Source organism: Micromonospora sp. CNZ322 (assembly GCF_007827755.1).
Genome location: NZ_VITD01000006.1, coordinates 163,500 through 180,668 on the forward strand (window position 1 = coordinate 163,500; position 17,169 = coordinate 180,668).

Annotated in this window: 16 protein-coding genes and 1 riboswitch; of the genes, 10 read left to right on the forward strand and 6 right to left on the reverse strand. The window is 72.4% G+C overall.

Features of this window, described 5'->3' with window-relative positions; all coding sequences use genetic code 11:
• The gene (locus tag FB453_RS16640) at positions 1–1,158 is read right to left on the reverse strand and encodes a DegT/DnrJ/EryC1/StrS family aminotransferase (RefSeq protein ID WP_145791317.1); all 1,158 of its coding nucleotides are present in this window, start codon (positions 1,156–1,158) and stop codon (positions 1–3) included.
• Positions 1,155–2,138 carry a UDP-N-acetylglucosamine 4,6-dehydratase (inverting) gene (gene pseB / locus FB453_RS16645; protein WP_145791319.1) on the reverse strand — a complete coding sequence of 328 codons (984 nt, stop codon included), beginning with the start codon at positions 2,136–2,138 and terminating at the stop codon, positions 1,155–1,157. Before pseB ends, FB453_RS16640 begins: the two co-directional genes overlap by 4 nt.
• A gap of 365 nt (positions 2,139–2,503) precedes the next feature.
• Here pseB and FB453_RS16650 point away from each other — a divergent pair, with 365 nt between their 5' ends.
• On the forward strand, positions 2,504–4,240 hold the full coding sequence (locus FB453_RS16650) for a glycosyltransferase family protein (protein WP_186718335.1): 1,737 nt from the start codon (positions 2,504–2,506) through the stop codon (positions 4,238–4,240).
• A 102-nt stretch (positions 4,241–4,342) separates the two neighbouring features.
• On the opposite strand, the gene FB453_RS16655 is transcribed toward FB453_RS16650, so the two are convergent.
• The gene (locus tag FB453_RS16655) at positions 4,343–4,879 is read right to left on the reverse strand and encodes a GNAT family N-acetyltransferase (RefSeq protein ID WP_486480302.1); all 537 of its coding nucleotides are present in this window, start codon (positions 4,877–4,879) and stop codon (positions 4,343–4,345) included.
• Between the two features lie 73 nt (positions 4,880–4,952).
• Between FB453_RS16655 and FB453_RS16660 the strand changes: the two genes are divergently transcribed.
• The 4 genes from FB453_RS16660 to FB453_RS16675 are packed head-to-tail and all read left to right on the forward strand — an operon-like array spanning position 4,953 to position 7,737.
• A complete protein-coding gene (locus tag FB453_RS16660) occupies positions 4,953–5,204 on the forward strand; it encodes an acyl carrier protein (protein WP_091401397.1) in 252 nt (83 codons plus the stop codon).
• A complete protein-coding gene (locus FB453_RS16665; RefSeq protein ID WP_145791323.1) occupies positions 5,201–6,481 on the forward strand; it encodes an AMP-binding protein in 1,281 nt (426 codons plus the stop codon). The genes FB453_RS16660 and FB453_RS16665 overlap by 4 nt, the downstream gene beginning before the upstream one ends.
• Positions 6,474–7,229 carry an SDR family NAD(P)-dependent oxidoreductase gene (locus tag FB453_RS16670; protein WP_112585527.1) on the forward strand — a complete coding sequence of 252 codons (756 nt, stop codon included), beginning with the start codon at positions 6,474–6,476 and terminating at the stop codon, positions 7,227–7,229. Before FB453_RS16665 ends, FB453_RS16670 begins: the two co-directional genes overlap by 8 nt.
• Positions 7,230–7,251: 22 nt before the next feature.
• Positions 7,252–7,737: a hypothetical protein gene (locus tag FB453_RS16675; RefSeq protein WP_222431362.1), complete on the forward strand. Its 486-nt coding sequence runs from the start codon at positions 7,252–7,254 to the stop codon at positions 7,735–7,737.
• A 30-nt stretch (positions 7,738–7,767) separates the two neighbouring features.
• Here the strand turns inward: FB453_RS16675 and pseI are convergent, their stop codons facing one another.
• Together pseI and FB453_RS16685 are read right to left on the reverse strand one after the other, a co-directional pair.
• Positions 7,768–8,820: a pseudaminic acid synthase gene (gene pseI / locus FB453_RS16680; protein WP_145791325.1), complete on the reverse strand. Its 1,053-nt coding sequence runs from the start codon at positions 8,818–8,820 to the stop codon at positions 7,768–7,770.
• Between the two features lie 133 nt (positions 8,821–8,953).
• Complete coding sequence (locus tag FB453_RS16685) at positions 8,954–10,117, reverse strand: glycosyltransferase (protein WP_145791327.1); 1,164 nt, start codon at positions 10,115–10,117, stop codon at positions 8,954–8,956.
• 298 nt (positions 10,118–10,415) lie between these two features.
• Between FB453_RS16685 and FB453_RS16690 the strand changes: the two genes are divergently transcribed.
• From FB453_RS16690 to FB453_RS16710, 5 genes are all read left to right on the forward strand, one after another.
• Positions 10,416–11,651, forward strand: coding sequence for an acyltransferase family protein (locus FB453_RS16690; protein WP_486480303.1), 1,236 nt, complete (start codon positions 10,416–10,418; stop codon positions 11,649–11,651).
• Positions 11,652–11,743: 92 nt separating this feature from the next.
• The gene (locus tag FB453_RS16695; protein ID WP_145791329.1) at positions 11,744–12,166 is read left to right on the forward strand and encodes a hypothetical protein; all 423 of its coding nucleotides are present in this window, start codon (positions 11,744–11,746) and stop codon (positions 12,164–12,166) included.
• Positions 12,167–12,298: 132 nt separating this feature from the next.
• Positions 12,299–13,069 (forward strand): hypothetical protein, encoded by a 771-nt coding sequence (locus FB453_RS16700; protein WP_145791331.1) that lies wholly within the window; start codon positions 12,299–12,301, stop codon positions 13,067–13,069.
• 284 nt (positions 13,070–13,353) lie between these two features.
• Positions 13,354–13,494: riboswitch (cyclic di-AMP (ydaO/yuaA leader) on the forward strand.
• Positions 13,495–13,726: 232 nt separating this feature from the next.
• Entirely contained in the window at positions 13,727–14,575 is an 849-nt protein-coding gene (locus FB453_RS16705; RefSeq protein ID WP_186718337.1) for a C39 family peptidase, read from the forward strand.
• Positions 14,576–14,698: 123 nt separating this feature from the next.
• Positions 14,699–15,445 carry an alpha/beta fold hydrolase gene (locus FB453_RS16710; protein ID WP_145791335.1) on the forward strand — a complete coding sequence of 249 codons (747 nt, stop codon included), beginning with the start codon at positions 14,699–14,701 and terminating at the stop codon, positions 15,443–15,445.
• 48 nt (positions 15,446–15,493) lie between these two features.
• Here the strand turns inward: FB453_RS16710 and FB453_RS16715 are convergent, their stop codons facing one another.
• Complete coding sequence (locus tag FB453_RS16715; RefSeq protein WP_145791338.1) at positions 15,494–17,164, reverse strand: CDP-glycerol glycerophosphotransferase family protein; 1,671 nt, start codon at positions 17,162–17,164, stop codon at positions 15,494–15,496.
• Positions 17,165–17,169: the final 5 nt, after the last annotated feature.

The window sequence follows — 17,169 nt, forward strand, 5'->3', positions numbered from 1 at the left end:
TCAGGCGGCGGAACGCACCGAGCCGACCCGCACCGCGGCGGTCAGCGCATCGATGACGCGGTCCTGGTCGGCGTCGCTGAGTCCCGGGTACAGCGGCAGCGACAGCTGCTGGGCGTAGAACGACTCGGCCACCGGGCAGGACCCGCGCCGGTAACCCAGGTCGGCGAAGGCCGGGTGCCAGTGCACCGGGATGTAGTTGACCTGGACGCCGATGCCGGCGGCCCGCATCCGGTCGTACACCTCGCGGCGACGCCCGTCGAGCACCCGGATCGGGTAGAGGTGCCAGGCCGGGTGGGCCCACGACCTGCGGTTCGGCAGCAGTACGCCGTCGAGGTCGGCCAGTGCCTCGTCGTAGCGGGCGACCAGGGCGCTGCGGCGGGCCGTGAACTCGCCGAGCCGACGCAGTTGGCTGCGACCCAGAGCGCAGAGCACGTCCGGCAGCCGGTAGTTCAGCCCGAACTCGTGCACCTCCTGGTGCCAGCCGCCCTCATCCGGGAAACGCAGGTCGCCGCGTTCGCGGACCACGCCGACGCCGCGGAACCGGCGGGCCCGCTTCAGGATCTCCGGGTCCAGCGCCGCGACGGCGCCGCCCTCGGCGGTGGTCAGGTTCTTCGTGGGGAAGAACGAGAACGTGGTCAGGTCGGCGAGCGAACCGACCGGCCGACCGTGGTACGTCCCGCCGATCGAGTGCGCCGCGTCGGCGAGCAGCAGCGCGTCGCTGCCCTCGACCGACGTGCGCAGCGCGTCGTAGTCGGCGGGGTGGCCGGCGTAGTCGACAGCGGCGACGACCTTCGTCCGCGAGGTGACCGCGGCGGCGGCCGCCGCCGGGTCGAGGCAGAACGTCTCGTCGTCGACGTCGGCGAACACGATCTTCGCGCCGAGGGCGACCGCGCTGCTGGCGGTCGCCACGAACGTCATCGGCGGGACGACCACCTCGTCGCCCGGCCCCACCCCGGCCGCCGCGTACGCCACGTGCAGCGCCGCGGTGCCGTTGGAGACGGCGGCGACACCGACTCCGCCGGTCCACCGGGCGAGGTCGGCCTCGAAGGCGTCGACCTGCGGACCGGTGGTGAGCCAGTCGCCGCGCAGCACGTCGGCGACGGCTGCGACGTCGTCCTCGCTGATCGACTGCCGGCCGTACGGGAGCATCCCCGTCATCCGTTGATGCCGAGCATGTCGCGCAACTGCTCGACGGTGAGCCACTCGTCGTTGGTATCCGACTGGTAGGCGAAGCCGTCCGGCACCGGGTCGCAGTCGACCGGCGCCTGGTAGCCCCAGGTGGCGATGGTCGGCTGGACGATGAACCAGCCGTCGGCGCGAAGCGTCCGCCGGCTGTCGTCGGGCGCGATCATCTCCTCGTGCAGCTTCTCGCCCGGCCGAATCCCGATCTCGTGGGTGGTGGCGTCCGGGGCCACGGCCTCGACCAGGTCGAGGATGCGCATGCTCGGGATGCGCGGCACGAAAAGCTCGCCACCCTGCATCTGGTCGAACGAGTCCATGACGAACTGCACGGCCTGATCCAGGGTGATCCAGAAGCGGGTCATCCGTTTGTCGGTGATCGGTAGGCTCTTGCCCTCGGCGGCCAGCCGGCGGAACAGCGGGACCACCGAGCCGCGGCTGCCCACCACGTTGCCGTAGCGCACCACAGCGAACCGGGTGGGGTGCTGGGCGGCGTAGTGGTTGGCCGAGACGAACAACTTGTCGCCGACCAGCTTCGTCGCGCCATACAGGTTGATCGGGCTGGACGCCTTGTCGGTGGAGAGCGCGATGACCTTCTTGACGCCGGCCTCGATCGCCGCGTCCACGACGTGCTGCGAGCCGGTGATGTTGGTGGCGATGTACTCCGAGGGGTTGTACTCCGCGGTGTCCACCTGCTTCAGCGCGGCGGCGTGCACCACGTGGTCGACGCCGTGCATGGCCCTGGTGAGGCGGTGCCGGTCCCGGATGTCGCCGATGAACCAGCGCAGCCGCGGGTCGTCGCCGAGTTGCTGGCGCAGCTCGTACTGCTTGAGCTCGTCGCGGGAGAACACCACCACGCGGGCGGGGTCGGCCTCGTTGAGGATGTGCCGGAGGAACGTCCTGCCGAAGGAACCAGTTCCCCCGGTGATCAGAATGGACGATCCATTCAACTCACTCAATGTGGTGCTCCCGTGTTCGTGGATGAACGAGCGGCCCTGGGCCGGCCGACCGGGGTGACACGCTAGCCATGGCGGGTTAACTCCTCGGCGCTCGCGGGTGAACCACAACCTCTGCTTCCGTGAATGCCGAACACCGCGTAGGCGAACACTTCCGACCGTCCCGAATGTGGGCTGACCTGGCCGGATCGGGCCGTTACAGTGACCGCGCGAACGACCCGGCGGCCCGGCGCGCAGCCGGGTCCCACGTTCACCCGACATCCACACCGGCTCGGTGCGAGCGGGCCACCCCGGACGTCACCGACGCCGGCCGGTGGGCCCGTCGGATCAGCGCGGGCCCGGTCCGGCCGGCAATTCTGGAGGCGTTCATGGCACCCGGTAGTGACGTGATCGAACGGCCGGTGGTGGTGGCCGAGACGCCGAGCGGCCCGCCCGCCCGGCGTTGGCTGGTGCCGCTGCTGCTGGTCGTCGGTTGGGTGCTCAGCGTGGCCTGGCGCATGTGGTGGTCCCGGCACGTCGTGCTGCCGATCGCCCACACCGACGAGGACAGCTACCTGAACACCGCCCGCGCGTTGGCCGGCGGTCCGGGGGGCTTCAGCAGCGAGAACGACCTGCTGCGCCGGGTCGGCTACCCGATGCTGATCTCGCCGGCGTTCCTCGGGGACCGGGACTTCACCGACAGCTACCGGATCGTCCAGCTGATCAACGCGATGGTGAACTCGACGCTGCTGCCGCTGGCGTACCTGTTCGGTCGCCGTCTGTTCCAGCTGCGCCGCTCGTACGCGCTGCTCGGCGCGGTCGCGGCGGCGACCCTGCCGGCCACCGCCTTCTACGCGGGCGTCGCCATGATCGACGCGGTGATGGCACCGCTCGTGGTCGCCTGGTTGCTCGCCGTGCACCGCTGGATCACCCGGCCCGGCCCGCTCGCCGCCGCCACCGTGGGCCTGCTCGTCGGCGGGTTCCACCTGCTGCACTCCCGCGGCCTGGTGATCGTGGCCGTGCACGCCGGGCTGGTGCTGCTGCTGTTCGTCCGCCGCCGGATCAGCCCGCCCGTGGTGCTCGCGGCGCTGCTGCCGGTGCTCGCCATGGCGCTCGTCAACGAGGCCGCCATCCGCCACCTCGGCGGCAAGGTCTACCTGCTCGGCAGCACCCCTGGCGGCAGCACGTTCGAGGCGATCGCCTCCGCCCAGGGCGTGGCCCGGGTGAGCGCCGCGGTCACCACCCAGCTCTGGTACCTCGTGGTGATCACGTTCGGAATGGCCGGGGTGGCCTGGGTCGGCGCGGTGCGCGAGCTGTGGCGTCCACGGCACGGCGACGCGGCCCTTTGGACGATGGGCGTGGCGCTGGTGGTGACCGTCGGGGTGGCCGGCGGCGCGTCGGTGATCCTGTCCGGCATCACCGGCAAGCCGCTGGACGCGATCTACGGCCGGTACGTGCAGATGCTGGCGCCGTTCTGGCTGCTGGTCGGGCTGGGGGTGCTGTTCACCGCCGGCTGGCGGGTGGTGCTGCGCCGGGCGGCGGTCGCGGTGGCGCTGCTGGTCGGTGGCGGTGCGCTGATCGCGGCCCGACTCGCGTACGTGGCCAGCCAGGGCCACCAACTGCGCTACGGCGGGTTCAGCGCGCCGGACCTGGTGGCGTTGACCGGGGGCTGGCGGGAGCTGCGACCGGTGGTCGGGTCGCTGGTCGGCATCGCCGGCTGTGTGCTGCTCGTCGCCGCGGCCCGGGTGCCCCGCCTGCGGCTGCCGATCCTCTGCGCCCTCGTGGTGGTCAATCTCGTCACGATGCAGGTGATCGACAAGCGGATCGTGCGACCGGCCGCCGAGAGCACCGCCCCGACGCCCCGGGTGGCCGACGTCGGCGTCCGCCCCGGCGAGCGGGTGTGGGCCTCGACCGGCGTGCACTACGTCCTCCGGTTCAACCTCAGCCATCAGGTGACCTGGACCGACGTCCGGTGGTTCGGCAACAAGCAGCCGCCTGCGGCGGCGCAGGTCGTGTTCGCCCGCTGGGCACCGGGGCAGGTCGACGACTGGGACGGCACGGCGTACGGCTTCGTCCGACTCGGCGGGAACCCGGAACAGCACTGGGCGGCCTGGCGGCGGGCCTGACCCACCCCGCCCCGGTGGACACCGCTATTCGTGAACGGCGGATGTCCACCGGGAGCACTGTCGGTTAATGGTTCCCGTCCATTACGGAAAAGTGTCCGACAATCAGCGCTGGCGGCGGTCTGCCCGAGCCAGGGAAATCGGGATGACGGTGATTTTCCGACCGTCGGACAGCTCCTGTCGTGGGGTGCCCTCGACGAATCGGAAACGCCGGTTCATCTGTCGTACGACGGTATTGCGGCCGAGCACCTCGCCGTCGAGTCGGTCCAGGTGCAGCCCGTCGAAGGCGTACTCGACGGCCTCCCGCATGACACCCAGCCAGGCCGGCAGTGTCTCGCCTCGCCCGGCCAGCCCGTCGGCGTCGAGATAGAAGCCCCACGCGCCGGTTCGGGGGCCATCCAACCGCAGGTCGAAGAAGGTGACCACACCGCAGGGCCGGTCGTCGCGGACGTACACCAGCACTCGCCGGGACGGGTCGTCGCGGACCGCCGACCACCACCGGGCGTGCTCCTCGGCGGTGATCTCGTGACTGGTTTTGCTGACCTGTCGATTGGTTTCCTGATTACGCCAGGACAACATCAGATGAACGTCGTCCGTCGTCGCTTCGCGCAGCACGTGCGTCTCGCTTTCCTGGCCGTTCACGTCGGGTTCCGGCACCTTACCCGGGCCTACCGGGAAATCAGATAGGCATTCGTTGGGTTGTAGACTGCGGCGCATGAACGAATTGAGTCGCGCGCAGATCCGCGACCTCATGGCTCAGGTGCTGAAGAATCAGGACAAGGAGCTGCCCGCGGACGACGCGGCGCAGTTGCGGGAGATCGGCTTCCGGTCGCTCGACTTCTCCGAGCTGGCCCTGCGGGTGGAGGACGAGACGGGGGAGGAGCTCAACTTCGACGCCCCCGGGCTGCGTCGCATCGCCACCGTCGGGGACGTCCTCGACTTCCTCGTCGAGCTTCAACACCAGTGACCGTCGCGACGTCGCGCCACCTGACCCCCGCCGGCCCGGAGCCAGCCGGTGTCGACAACCGGCTCGTCGTCGGTGGCGTCGCGCTGACCTGGCGTTCGCTGCCGACGCCCACCCTGCCCGACCCGGCGGCGGTGCTCGCCCGCTCGGCCGTGCACGCGCTCACCGCGGCGCGGCAGCACGCCGTGCACGGCACCGAGCTGCTGCTCAGCACCGCGAGTCGGGTCGACGCGGTGTTGCGCACCGAGCTGCTGACGGCCGGGTTCACCGTCGGCGTCCTCGACGACGACGGCGTGCACCCGAGCGCACCGGCCGGGCCGCGAGCCGCCGAGCCGGGTCGGCTCTGGCTGCTGACCTCGGGCTCCACCGGGCGTCCGAAGCGGGTCGGGCACACCCTCGACACGCTGACCACGGTGCGGGCCGACCAGCCTGAACGGACCTGGCTCTGCCCGTACGCCCCCGGCACGTACGCCTGGTGGCAGGTCGTCACCCTGTCGCTGACCCAGCCCGGTCAGCACCTGGTGGTGGTCGAGCCCGACGAGTTGGACGACTGGCCCACTGTCGCGGCCACCCACGAGGTGGACGCGGCCTCCGGCACCCCGACCTTCTGGCGGCGCACCCTCTACCGCGACGCCGAAGCGCTGGCCCGGGTGCCGCTGCGCCAGATCACCCTCGGTGGGGAGCCGGTGGACCAGGCGATCCTGGACCAGCTGCGGGAGGTCTTCCCGACGGCCCGGATCTCCTGGATCTACGCGTCCTCCGAGGCGGGTGCGTCCATTGTGGTGCACGACGGGCGGGCCGGGTTCCCGGTCGACTGGCTGGACCGGGAAACCCCGGGCCGGCCGACGCTCTCGGTCCGCGACGACGAGCTGGTGGTCACCTCCCCGTACCACGGGGCCGGTCTCGCCGGCCCGATCCGCACCGGCGACCGGGTGCAGGTGCTCGACGGCCGGGTGCTGATCACCGGCCGACTGGACTCCGACGAGATCAACGTCGGTGGTAGCAAAGTCTCCGCCGGCATGGTCCGCGGCGTGCTGACCGGGCATCCGGCGGTGGCCTGGGCACGGGTGACCGGCCGCCGTGCCCCGGTGCTCGGGCGGATGGTGGTCGCCGAGGTGGTCCTCGCCGCTGCCGACCCGTCCGGCGCTGACACCGGTGTGCCGGACGAGGCCGCGCTGGTCCGCTGGTGCGCCGACCGGCTTCCCGAGCACGCGGTGCCACGCCGCATTCGCGTCCTGACCGACATTCCCGTCAAGGAGACCCTGAAGAGCGATGTCTGAGCCAGCCGACACCCAGCTCGTCCCGCCCAGCTCAGTGGTCCTCGTCTCCGGCGGTTCCCGTGGCCTGGGCCTGGCCATCGTCACCGACCTGCTCGACGCGGGCGTACGCGTGGCCGCGTTCGCCCGCACCATCACCCCGGAGCTGGAGAAGCTCGCCGCCGAGCACCCCGACCGGGTGCACGTCGGCTCGGTGGACGTCACCGACCTGCGCGCCGCGCAGAGCTTCGTCCGAGAGGTGGAGCAGCGCCTCGGCCCGATCGACGGCATCGTCAACAACGCCGCCATGGGGCAGGACTCCCTGCACGCGCACACCGCCGCCGACGACATCGCCCGGATCATCGAGACCAACCTGACGGCCCCGCTTCAGCTGACCCGGTTGGTGATCCGTCGGATGCTCGCCAAGGGGCTGCGCGGGCGGATCGTCAACATCACCTCGATCTGCGGGCAGCGCGGGTTCCCCGGCCTGGTCGCGTACTCGGCCACCAAGGGCGGCATGGACGCCGCCACCCGCTCGCTCGCCCGCGAACTGGGCGGCCGGATGCTGGTCAACTCGGTCGCGCCCGGATTCTTCGCCTCGGAGATGTCCGCCGTGCTCGGTCCGACCCAGCTCGACCAGATCGTGCGCCGCACCCCGACCGGTCACCTGACCGAGCCGGTGGAGGTCACCCCGGTCGTGCGGATGCTGCTGCGGGAGCACACCAACATCAACGGCCAGGTCATAGTGGTGGACGGTGCCGCCGCCATCTGACCTGCGAGGTGTTCCCCTGCCGGTGCAACCAGCACGGCACGGCGGCGCGGCCGTGCCGCGTCCGGTGCCGGGGCTGCTCGTCGCCGCCGAGCAGCATCTGCGCATCGGGCCGCCGGCGGCGATGGCAGACGCGGTGACCCGCAGTCACCTCGACGATGGACGGTGCGTCGGCTGGTACGGCCCACCGGCGCCCGGCTGGCGGGTGGCCGTCGACGCGGAGCGCGCCGATGCCCCGGTGCCCCCGGCGCTGGCCCGCCGGTTCGGCACGGCGGACTTCTGGGCCCGCTGGACCCGGGCCGAATGCTGGTGCAAGTTGGCCGATGTGTCGGTGGCGGCCTGGTGGCGGCGCCATGGTCTGGGTACGCCGGCCGACGGATCGGCGATCTGGCGGACCCTCTGGGTGGCCGACCTGGTGGTCACCGTTGGCTTCGCCCCGACCCTCCCGCCCCGCGATCTTGCACTTTCTGACGCCGAATCGCGGCTTGCGCGCCTTTCGCCGGAACAGTAACTGCAAGATCGCGGGGCGGGGCGGCTGGGGTTAGACCTGGTCCCAGCTCAGGGGGGTGCCACGCGGGACGTCGGTGGTGAAGGCGCGGCCCAGGACCCGGTCGATCTCCACGGGCGCCAGCCCGCCGGCCGGCCGGATCGAGCGGACGTTGTGCGCGGTCACCGGATCGCCGGCCCGGACGTCCTCGACCACGAAAAGGGACCGGCGGAACCGTAGCCCCTCCCGCTCCGCGGGGGTCGGTCCGATCGCGGTGCCGCCCAGCGCCTCGTACGCGCGGCCGGACTCGGCGACCAGGGCCGTGAGCTCCGCCGGGTTCAGGGAGAAGTCCGAGTCCACGCCGCCGTCGGCCCGGTCCAGCGTCACGTGCTTCTCGATGAAGCAGGCGCCGAGCGCCACCGAGGCGACCGCCACCCCGATGCCGGGAGTGTGGTCGGAGAGCCCGACCGGCACGTCGAACGCGCCGGCCAGCACCGGCAACCGGCGCAGGTTGCTGTCGGCCGGCGGCGCCGGGTAGGACGCGGTGCAGGCCAGCAGGACGATGCCCGCCGCGCCGCCGGCCCGGGCGGTGCGTACGGCGGCGTCGATCTCGGCGACCGTCGCCATTCCGGTGGAGATCACCATCGGCTTGCCGGTGCTGGCCACAAGTCGGATCAGCGGCAGGTCGACCAGCTCCGACGAGGCGATCTTGTACGCGGGCGCGCCCAGCGACTCCAGCAGCTCCACAGCGGTCGCGTCGAACGGCGACGAGAAGACGGTCAGGCCCCGCTCGCGGGCCCGCTCGAAGATCGGGGCGTGCCACTCGTACGGGGTGTGCGCGCGTTCGTAGAGGCGGTACAGGTTCTCCCCGCCCCACAGCTCGTGCCCGCTGGAGATCCGAAACGCCGGGGTGTCGACGTCGATGGTGATGGTGTCCGGCCGGTACGTCTGGAGCTTGAGCGCGTGCGCCCCGCTCGCGGCCACCGCGTCGACGATGGCCAGCGCCCGGTTCAGATCGCCGTTGTGGTTGCCGGACATCTCGGCGACCACGAACGGTCGCTCCCCGGGACCGACCGCGTGCGGTCCGATCTTGATTGTCGCCGTCATTCCGACCTCTGCTCAGGTACGCCCGCACCGGGGTGCGGTGGTGCTGTCGTCGTCCACCCGGCGGGCGGACGACCTGGGAAATCAGGGCGCCGGGAGCCGCCCCGGCTCCCGGCGTGCTGTGCGGTGGGGTCGATCACAGCAGCCGGCCGACGGCCAGCGCGTCGCGCCGCTCCGGCGCGAGCCCACCGTCGCGCGTCGGCCCGGCGCTCGCCCCTCGCCCCGGGTCCTCGTCGGCGGCGAGCGAACCGCCGTCGGCGCCGACCGCCGGGCCGGGTCGACGCAGGCGACCAGCGACCCGATGGGCCTGGCGTAGCGCCGAGTACGCCACCCAGTCACCCCGCCCGACGAGGCGGTGCTTGAGCCCGGTCACTCCCGGGGGCAGCGGGTAGCCGCCGGTGGGCAGGTAGCGACGGTAGTGCGCGGCGGCCCGGTGGAAGAAGTCGCGCCGCAGGTGTGGGTGCAGCCGGCCGTCGTTGCCCACCACCACCAGGTAGTGGCTGATCATCAGCTCGAACAGCTCGGCCTGCAACCGCTCGTCCGGGTGCTTTCGGGCGACCCAGTCCATCAGCCGCTCGTACTGGGCGAAGGCGTCGAAGTGCCGGCCGCTGCGGGTGGAGGTGATGGCGCCCTGGCGGCCCTGGCGGTACAGGTAGCAGACCCGGTCCAGCACGGAGATCTTCTCGGCCCCGATCAGCAGGGGGTGGCTGAACGGGATGTCCTCGTACCAGCCGGGGAAGAACCGCAGCTCCAAGTCGTCCATGAAGTCCCGGCGGACCACCTTGTTCCAGGCGGTGTGCTGCACCCGCAGCAGCTGCGGCTGGTCGGCCAACCGGGTGACGCCGGTGATCCCGCGCAGCAGCGGGCTGCTCGCGTCGACCTCCCGCCGGCCGTCCTCGTGCATCCGCAGGTGGTCGAGCATCAGCACGTCGGGCTGGTGCTGGCGCAGCCGGTCCAGCACCGCCGCGATCGTGCCCGGTGGCAACCAGTCGTCGCTGTCGACGAACCAGACGTACCGGCCGGTGGCCACGTCGAGCCCGGCGTTGCGGGCCAGCCCCAGACCCACGTTGCTGCTCAGGTGCACGACGCGCACGCCGTCGCGGCTCACCGCGTACGAGCGGAGCATGTCGCCGCAGCCGTCCGGGGAGGCGTCGTCGACGGCGATCAGCTCGACCGCGTCCGACTCGCCCGCCGGGATGTCGGCCCGGATCGACTCGAGGCACTGGTACAGGTACGCCTCGACGCCGTACACGGGCACGACGATGCTCAGCAGCGGTGCGTGCGTCGGCTCATTGACCACGTCCGCCACCTTCGACGACCCGGGTGGCCGGCCCCGGAACCTGACGTTGCCGCCGATGGTGGACTCTCTGAACTCCCGCCCAGCGGAAGGTTAACGCCGGCCGATGGGCGTTTTCGGACCCGGGGATCGCGGGCTCGTGGGGCGGGTGGGATGCGTCCGGTTCACCCGGGAGTGACCCGGTAGGGTGCCTCGGTGCGGCCCTGCCGGGTCGTCGTGGGCGTCGCCGTCGCGTCGTCCGACGCCGCGACGAGGAGGCTACGACCGTGCTGGTGACCCTGCCGAGCGCCGGGATCCCGGCATGACGAGCGTCGCCGCGACGTCGGCCGCCCGGCCAGCACCCGCCCCGCCCCGGCTGCCCTCGCTGACCGGGCTGCGTTGGATCGCCGCGCTGCTGGTCTTCGGCTTTCACGCCGGCACCATGCGGATCATCGCCGAGCCGGACTACAAGGCCGTCATCGACGCGCTGTTCACCCTCGGCCTCTCCGGGGTGCAGTTCTTCTTCATCCTCAGCGGGTTCGTGCTGGTCTGGTCGGCCCGGGAGGGGGACTCCCGGCGTACCTTCTGGCGGCGGCGGATCGCCAAGATCTACCCGAACCACCTGGTGCTGTTCGCGGCGACGCTGGTGGTCGCCTGGTGGTTCGCCGACCCGGTCCTGCCGGCGGCCGCGTTGGAGAACCTGCTGCTGTTGCAGGCGTGGGACCCCCGGCCGGGCTGGTTCTACAGCATCAACACCGTCAGCTGGTCGCTGTCCTGCGAGTTCTTCTTCTACCTCTGTCTGCCGCTGGCGCTGCCACTGCTGCGCCGGGCCCGGCCGAAGCTGCTCTGGGCGCTGATCGTCGCGCTGCCGCTGCTGATCCTCGCGCTCTGGCCGGCGCAGGAGTTGGTGCCGGAGGTGAGCCGCTGGTGGTTCACCCAGATCTTCCCGCCGGTGCGGTCGCTGGAGTTCTGGTTGGGCGCGGTGGCGGCCGAGTTGATGCGCCGGGGGCTCTGGCGCGGTCCCGGACTGACAGTGGCCAGCGGGATCTTCCTGGTCACCTGGGTGGCGGCCGCGCAGTGGATCCGCGCCGAGCTGTGGACCACGCTGCTCGCGGTCGCGTACCTGTTGGTGATCACGGCGGCCGCGGACGCGGACGTGCGGGGTCGGCGCTCGCCGTGGCGGTCCCGGCCGGTGGTCTGGCTCGGTGAGGTCTCGTTCGCCTTCTACCTGGTGCACGTGCTGGTGATGACGAGCGTGCTGCGCTGGAGCGGAACCTGGGGGATCGGCTTCGCAGGTTGGCGTGGCCCGGCCGTGGTGCTCGGCTTCCTGGCGGCGAACCTGATCCTCGCCGGGCTGCTGCACCGCTTCGTCGAAACCCCGATGATGCGCCGGCTCGCGCCGCGCCGTGTGGCCCGTCCGGCGCCCGTCCCCCGACAACGCGCGGCCGGCGACGACGACGCACGAGACCCCGCGAGCAGCGCCCGCGAAGAGGTCGACGGACCTGCCGACGAGGTCGGTCGGGTCGGCGGTCGATCAACGTACGTCGACCTGCGCTGACAACGTCCACCCTGGTCAACGGGGCCGGCGCGGCGTGATCCGACACGCCCGTGGTCGGTGCGCCCGGGTCGGCGCGACGGTAGCGTGGGGACGTGCTTCCGGTCGCGTTCACCTGTCCGCTGTGGTGGGTGGCGCGCTGGGCGACTCGGGTGCTGACCAGCCTCGCCGTCGTCGCGGCCCTGGCGCTCGGCGCAGGCCCGGCCACGGCCGCCACGCCGACACCCGGCCCGGTACCGACGTCGAGCGCCGTGCCGGCCTCGGTCGCCGTCGGGTCGCTGGCGGCCTGCTACCGGCACTGCGAGGCACACAGTGCGGCCCGCCCGGGCCCGGCGATACCGCCGGAGGCCGCCGAGGAGCCGGTCCCGACATGGTCGGTCGACACGCTGGTGGCGCTTCCCGGCGATCAGGGCGCCATCGCGGCCGGCGTGCTGCCGGTCCGTGCGGCCGAATCCGACCGGCTGTCCCTCGTCGACGCAGCGGGCGGTCGGGTTTCCCGGGCCCCACCCGGTCGCTGAGCCACCGGGACGACCGTCCCGACACCGCTCCCTGTCGACCCACCCGCTCCCTGACCCGCCGACCCGTGGCCCGCCGTGGCCCGCTGGTCGCGCGGCTCCCCATCGCACTGCTCTCTCCCCGAGGTGCCGACCATGGAGACCGTCGTCTTCTACCAGTTCGTGACCGAGGTGCCGCAGGCCGCCGCCATCTGGTCGACGCTGTTCCTGCTGACCCTGGGCCTGCTCGCCGTGCTGGCCGCCCGCCCCGAACGGGACCGGCCCACTGACGACCCGCTCCCGGCCGGGCCCACTGCTCGGGAGCTGGCCGCCGCCGAGGCCGTCGACATGCGCCGCTACGCCGAGGAGGTGGCCGTCGCCGCGGCCGGTGCGGCCACCACCGCCAAGCGGTGGCGTGCCGCCTGGCTGACTGCTCAGGAGCAGCTGGAGCAGGCCAGCATCCGGTACGACGAGGCGGACACCGCCGCGCGTCGCTTCGCCGGCGCCGGGGCGTTGCCCACCCCGCAGACCCGGCACACCCCCGCCGAGTACGCCGCCCGGGAACGCTATCTGCACCGGGCGGCGATGGCGGCGTACTGGCGGGGCGACCTGACCATGGCGCAGCTCGGCGACGTGTTCGGGCACCGGCGCGGCTGGGATCCCCGGCGACACCCGGTCGAGCAGGAGGTGCTGATCAGCCGGGTGGTCCGGGATGCGCGGCTGGCCGACTACCAGGTGGCCGCCGACCGTGAGCGGGCCGCCTGGCGCGACGCGGAGTTGGCCGCCGAGTCGGCTCGTGCCCTCGCCGAGGAGGCGTACGCGGCGGCGGCCCGGCTCCGCCCGACCCTGGTCCCCGCGCGCCGCACGGTGGCCGGGGCGCTGCGTCCCGCCGTCGTGGCACGGTGGCGCCCGGCCCGGGTGGGTTGAGCCCAATCCGTGATGTGAGGCCGGTCACCTGATCGCGAAATGGGACGGCCGGCACGATCGGCGGGATTGTTCCCGCGATTGTGGTCGCGTTTTTTGCGGCCTGTCCGGTTGTCGCCCGCAGGCGTCGCCGTAACCGGTTGTCCCATCGAGTCACATCATCGCCAATACACGCAGAAATTGTCGCGCCGATGGGGGTTTACGCAGGTGAACCTGGCTTGGCAGGGGGTTGAGACGCCAGTAGTGTCGTCCCGTCCGGTGCGGTAACCGATCGCAAGACGCGACGCCGCATCGACCCGCTTAATCGTGATCAACGAACCGGGGACCCACCAGTAAGTCCGGGGTGAATCCGCGAGCCACGGCCCGCGGTAGGGCGTCTTCCCGCCCGAATCCGTCAGCTAACCCGGTAGGCGGTGTCGGAAGGAGTCCCATCCTCGTGCAGCACCTTTCCACCCCTCGGTTGTTCCCTCGCCTCCACGGCGCGGCGGTGCACCCGCTCATTCGTCCAGTCACGGTGAGCTGACCTCCCGGGTCATCGCCTTCCCCGCCCGGCCGCGCCGGGCGTTCCCCTGAGCGGTTCACCATCCGCGGACCACGGTCCGCGCGCTGGCGCCTGCCCGGATGCCGGTCCGGCCCCGGGTGCCGCTCTCCCCCCGATCCGTGGAGGACCCCGTGAAGCACACCCTGCAGCGTCAGCTCCGCCGTCTCGCCACCGAGCGCCCGTACCAGATCGTCGCCGCCTCCGCCGCGGCCCTCGCGATCGCCACCACCACCGGCGCCCTGCTCACCACTGCCGACGACGCCCCGGCCGGCCAGCGCACCGCGACCACTGTCGCCGAGATGCGCAGCGACGTCGCCGCCTCCCGCGGCGAGGCTCGGGACGCGTCCCCCTCGGCCAGCGCCGTGCCGACCACGGCCGCCCCGGCCACCAGCGCCGCGTCGCCCGCCGCGAAGGCCAGCAGCAACCCCGACCTGACCCGGAAGCCAGAGCGGCCGAAGCCGCCCGCGACCAAGGTGCTCGACTACGACTACGAGGCGCAGAACACGTACTACAACTGCGGCCCGGCGGCCACCCGGAACGCGCTCAGCGCCGCCGGCATCGACCGCACCCAGGAGCAGCTCGGCGCCGAGCTGGGCACCACCGAGATGGGCACCAACTCGGCCGAGGACACCACCCGGGTGCTCAACGCCGAGGTGAAGGGCTCCCCGTACCGGACCCGGATGTTCCCCGGCGCGCCCAGCCCGGCACAGATGGACCGCCTCCAGGCCGACGTGGTGAAGGCCATCACCGACGGCCGGGGCGTGGTGGCCAACGTCGTCGGGGACGCCACCGACACCGACGGCGGCTGGCACTCCTACGGCGGCGGGCACTACATCGCCGTGGTGGGCTACAAGGACAACGGTCGCACCGTACGGATCGCCGACTCGGCGAACCCGGCCGACCCGTCGTACTGGATCACCACGATCGACCTGGCCAACTGGATCACCAGCCGGGGCTACTCCGCCTGACCCGGGCACGCTGACCGCCGCGGGCACCGTCTCCCACAAGGGGCCGGCGCCCGCGGCGTTTGTCAGCGCGGTCCGTCATCGACGGCTCTCGTACCTGGCCGTGAACCGTGGGAGACTGCGGCCGTGGTGGAGAAGACGGGTGGTCACGCCGGCCGCAGGCCGGTTCTGCTGCTGCTGCACGGCATGGGAGCGACCGGGGACGTGTGGTTGCCCTGGGCCCCGTACCTTGAGCAGCACTGGCCCGGGCGGTGGCTGGCACCGGACCTCGCCGGCCACGGCTGGGCGTCGCCGCTGCCGGCGTACTCCTTCGCGGGCTTCGCCCAGCAGGTCGCGCAGGCCCTCGCCCCCGACGACCGGCTGGTCGTGCTCGGACACTCGCTGGGTGGGGTGGTCGGCCTGGCGCTGGCCGCCCGCGACGCCGGAACGCCGGTGGACGCGGTGGTCGGGCTGGGCATCAAGGCGCTCTGGTCACCCGCTGAGCTGACCCGCGCGGCCGAGGTCGCCGCCCGCCCGGTGAGCTGGTTCGCCAGCCGCACCGAGGCGGCTCGCCGCTACCTGCGGGTCTCCGGTCTGGCCGGCCTGGTCCCGCCGGACCACCCGGTGGTGGACGCCGGCCTGCGCCAGGTTGACGGCCGGTGGCGCCTCGCCATGGACCCGACCGCCTTCGCCGTCGGCGAGCCCGACCTGGCCGCGCTTCTGGCGGCGACCGACGTGCCGGTGGTGCTGGCGCGCGGGGAGAACGATCCGATGGTCACCGACGAACAGCTCAAGGAGTACGGCGTACCGGTCGCCACGCTGCCCGGTCTCGGGCACAACGCGCACGTGGAGGACCCGGCAGCGGTGCTGGCGCTGCTCGACCCGTACCGCTGAGCGGTCAGGGCGGCCGGCCTCGGCTCGACCGCCCTTATGAAACAGGCCCTACGCCGGTGTGGACGCGGTCAGTGTCTCAGCCGGTGCCAGCTCCCGGCGGGCAGCGGTCAGGAACGCCTCAGCGTACGACTCGGCCGGGAAGTCACCCAGGTAGCGGCGGCGGGTGGCCCAGCGGGCCTCGGCCAGCGGATCGGTGTCCAGCAGTGCGGTCAGCACCTCGTCCACGTTGGACATGTCCCGGCGCAGCACGTAACTCGACCCGGCCAGCGGGAACCGCTCCACGAACCGGTCGCCCTCGTCGCCCATGTCGGTGACCGCGTACGGCTTGCCGGAGTAGAGGAAGTCCGAGATCACGCCGGACACGTCGGAGACCAGCGCGTCGGCGGAGTTGACGCACTCGGTCAGGCTCAGCTCCCGAGCCGCCGCTCCGACCACGTGCTGGCGGCCGGTGCGGGCCCGGTCGGCGACGAGCAACTCGGTCAGGCGGCCCAGTTGTCGGGCTGATGCCGGGTTCTGCGCGGTGTACGGGTGGGCCCGCAGGATCACCGTCGCGCCGCGCTCCAACAGTCGGCGCAGCAGGCTTTCGGCCACCGGCAGCGAGCAGTAGTCGGCGTCGGCGTGGTGCCCGGTCCAGGTCGGCGTGTAGAGCACCGTCGGGTGCGCCAACCCTTTCGCGGGCTCCGGGCGTACCTCGATCGACTCGACCTGTGGGCGACCCACCACCACGAACTTGTCCGCCGGGATCTGCACTCCGGCGCGGGCGTACCGGTCGATCGCCGCCTGTCCGGCCACGAAGATCCGATCGAAAATCCCCGACACCGGGTTGGCGCTCGGCGCCTTGTCGCTGTCGCCGTGGTGCAGCTGGATGTGGGTGAGCTGGGTGAATCGGACGCAGTGGCTGTTCTTCGCACCGTGGTTGACGTAGAACGCCGCCCGCAGGCTCGGCACCAACGCCTCGTCTATCGCCCGCAGGGTGGGGCAGTAGACCACCGGCGCGTCGGTGGCTGCCGCGATCGGCGCCAGGAACTCCGGCTCACGCAGCACGACCAGGAACGGCCGGCCGATCCGTTCCAGGTACGGCAGCCACATGGTGACCTGGTATTCCGAGCCGGGAGGCGCGGAGAAGTAGAGCAGGAACTCCGGCTGGTGCTGGCGCAGCGCGGCGGTCACCGACCCGCCACCGGCCCGCGGCCGGAACCGCCGCCGGGCGAGGTCCAGTGCGACCGCACCGGCGCCCCCGCCGACCAGCAGGCTGGCGGCCAGCGCCACACCGGTCGGCAGGGCGAGCGCGGCGGCGAGCGCCAGGGCGGCGAGCAGCCCGAGCAGGGCCGTGCCGAGCCGGTCGGCGATCAGCGGCGTCCAGGCGCGTACCGGCAGGTTGGCCGCCCGGATCTCCAGACCGCCGGCGGTGCGCAGCGGCCCCACCAGCAGCACCAGCCCCAGCAGGACCAGCCCCGTGGCGACCAGCGCGAGGTTGAGCCCGTCGTCCAGCCGCCGGGAGTAACCGACCAGGATCGCCGCGGCGATCAACGTGGTCTCCGCCACCAGGTCGGCGCCGGGCCGGATCCGCTGCTCGGCGGCCGAGGCGGCCAGCGCGGCGACGGCCAACGCCAGCCCCCAGCCGGTGGCGTCGGTCAGCGCCAGCACGACAAAGGCCAGCACGGCCAACCCGGTGGTCAGGCACCGGGCGGCCAGTTTTCGGACCAGGTCGCCGCGCATGTCGC

What these genes read in the sequence shown, in the direction of transcription:
- FB453_RS16640 (WP_145791317.1), bottom strand. Translation starts at nt 1,158, where the DNA reads ATGACGGGGATGCTCCCGTACGGCCGGCAGTCGATCAGCGAGGACGAC.
- FB453_RS16650 (WP_186718335.1), top strand. Translation starts at nt 2,504, where the DNA reads ATGGCACCCGGTAGTGACGTGATCGAACGGCCGGTGGTGGTGGCCGAG.
- FB453_RS16660 (WP_091401397.1), top strand. Translation starts at nt 4,953, where the DNA reads ATGAACGAATTGAGTCGCGCGCAGATCCGCGACCTCATGGCTCAGGTG.
- FB453_RS16670 (WP_112585527.1), top strand. Translation starts at nt 6,474, where the DNA reads ATGTCTGAGCCAGCCGACACCCAGCTCGTCCCGCCCAGCTCAGTGGTC.
- pseI (WP_145791325.1), bottom strand. Translation starts at nt 8,820, where the DNA reads ATGACGGCGACAATCAAGATCGGACCGCACGCGGTCGGTCCCGGGGAG.
- FB453_RS16690 (WP_486480303.1), top strand. Translation starts at nt 10,416, where the DNA reads ATGACGAGCGTCGCCGCGACGTCGGCCGCCCGGCCAGCACCCGCCCCG.
- FB453_RS16700 (WP_145791331.1), top strand. Translation starts at nt 12,299, where the DNA reads ATGGAGACCGTCGTCTTCTACCAGTTCGTGACCGAGGTGCCGCAGGCC.
- FB453_RS16715 (WP_145791338.1), bottom strand. Translation starts at nt 17,164, where the DNA reads ATGCGCGGCGACCTGGTCCGAAAACTGGCCGCCCGGTGCCTGACCACC.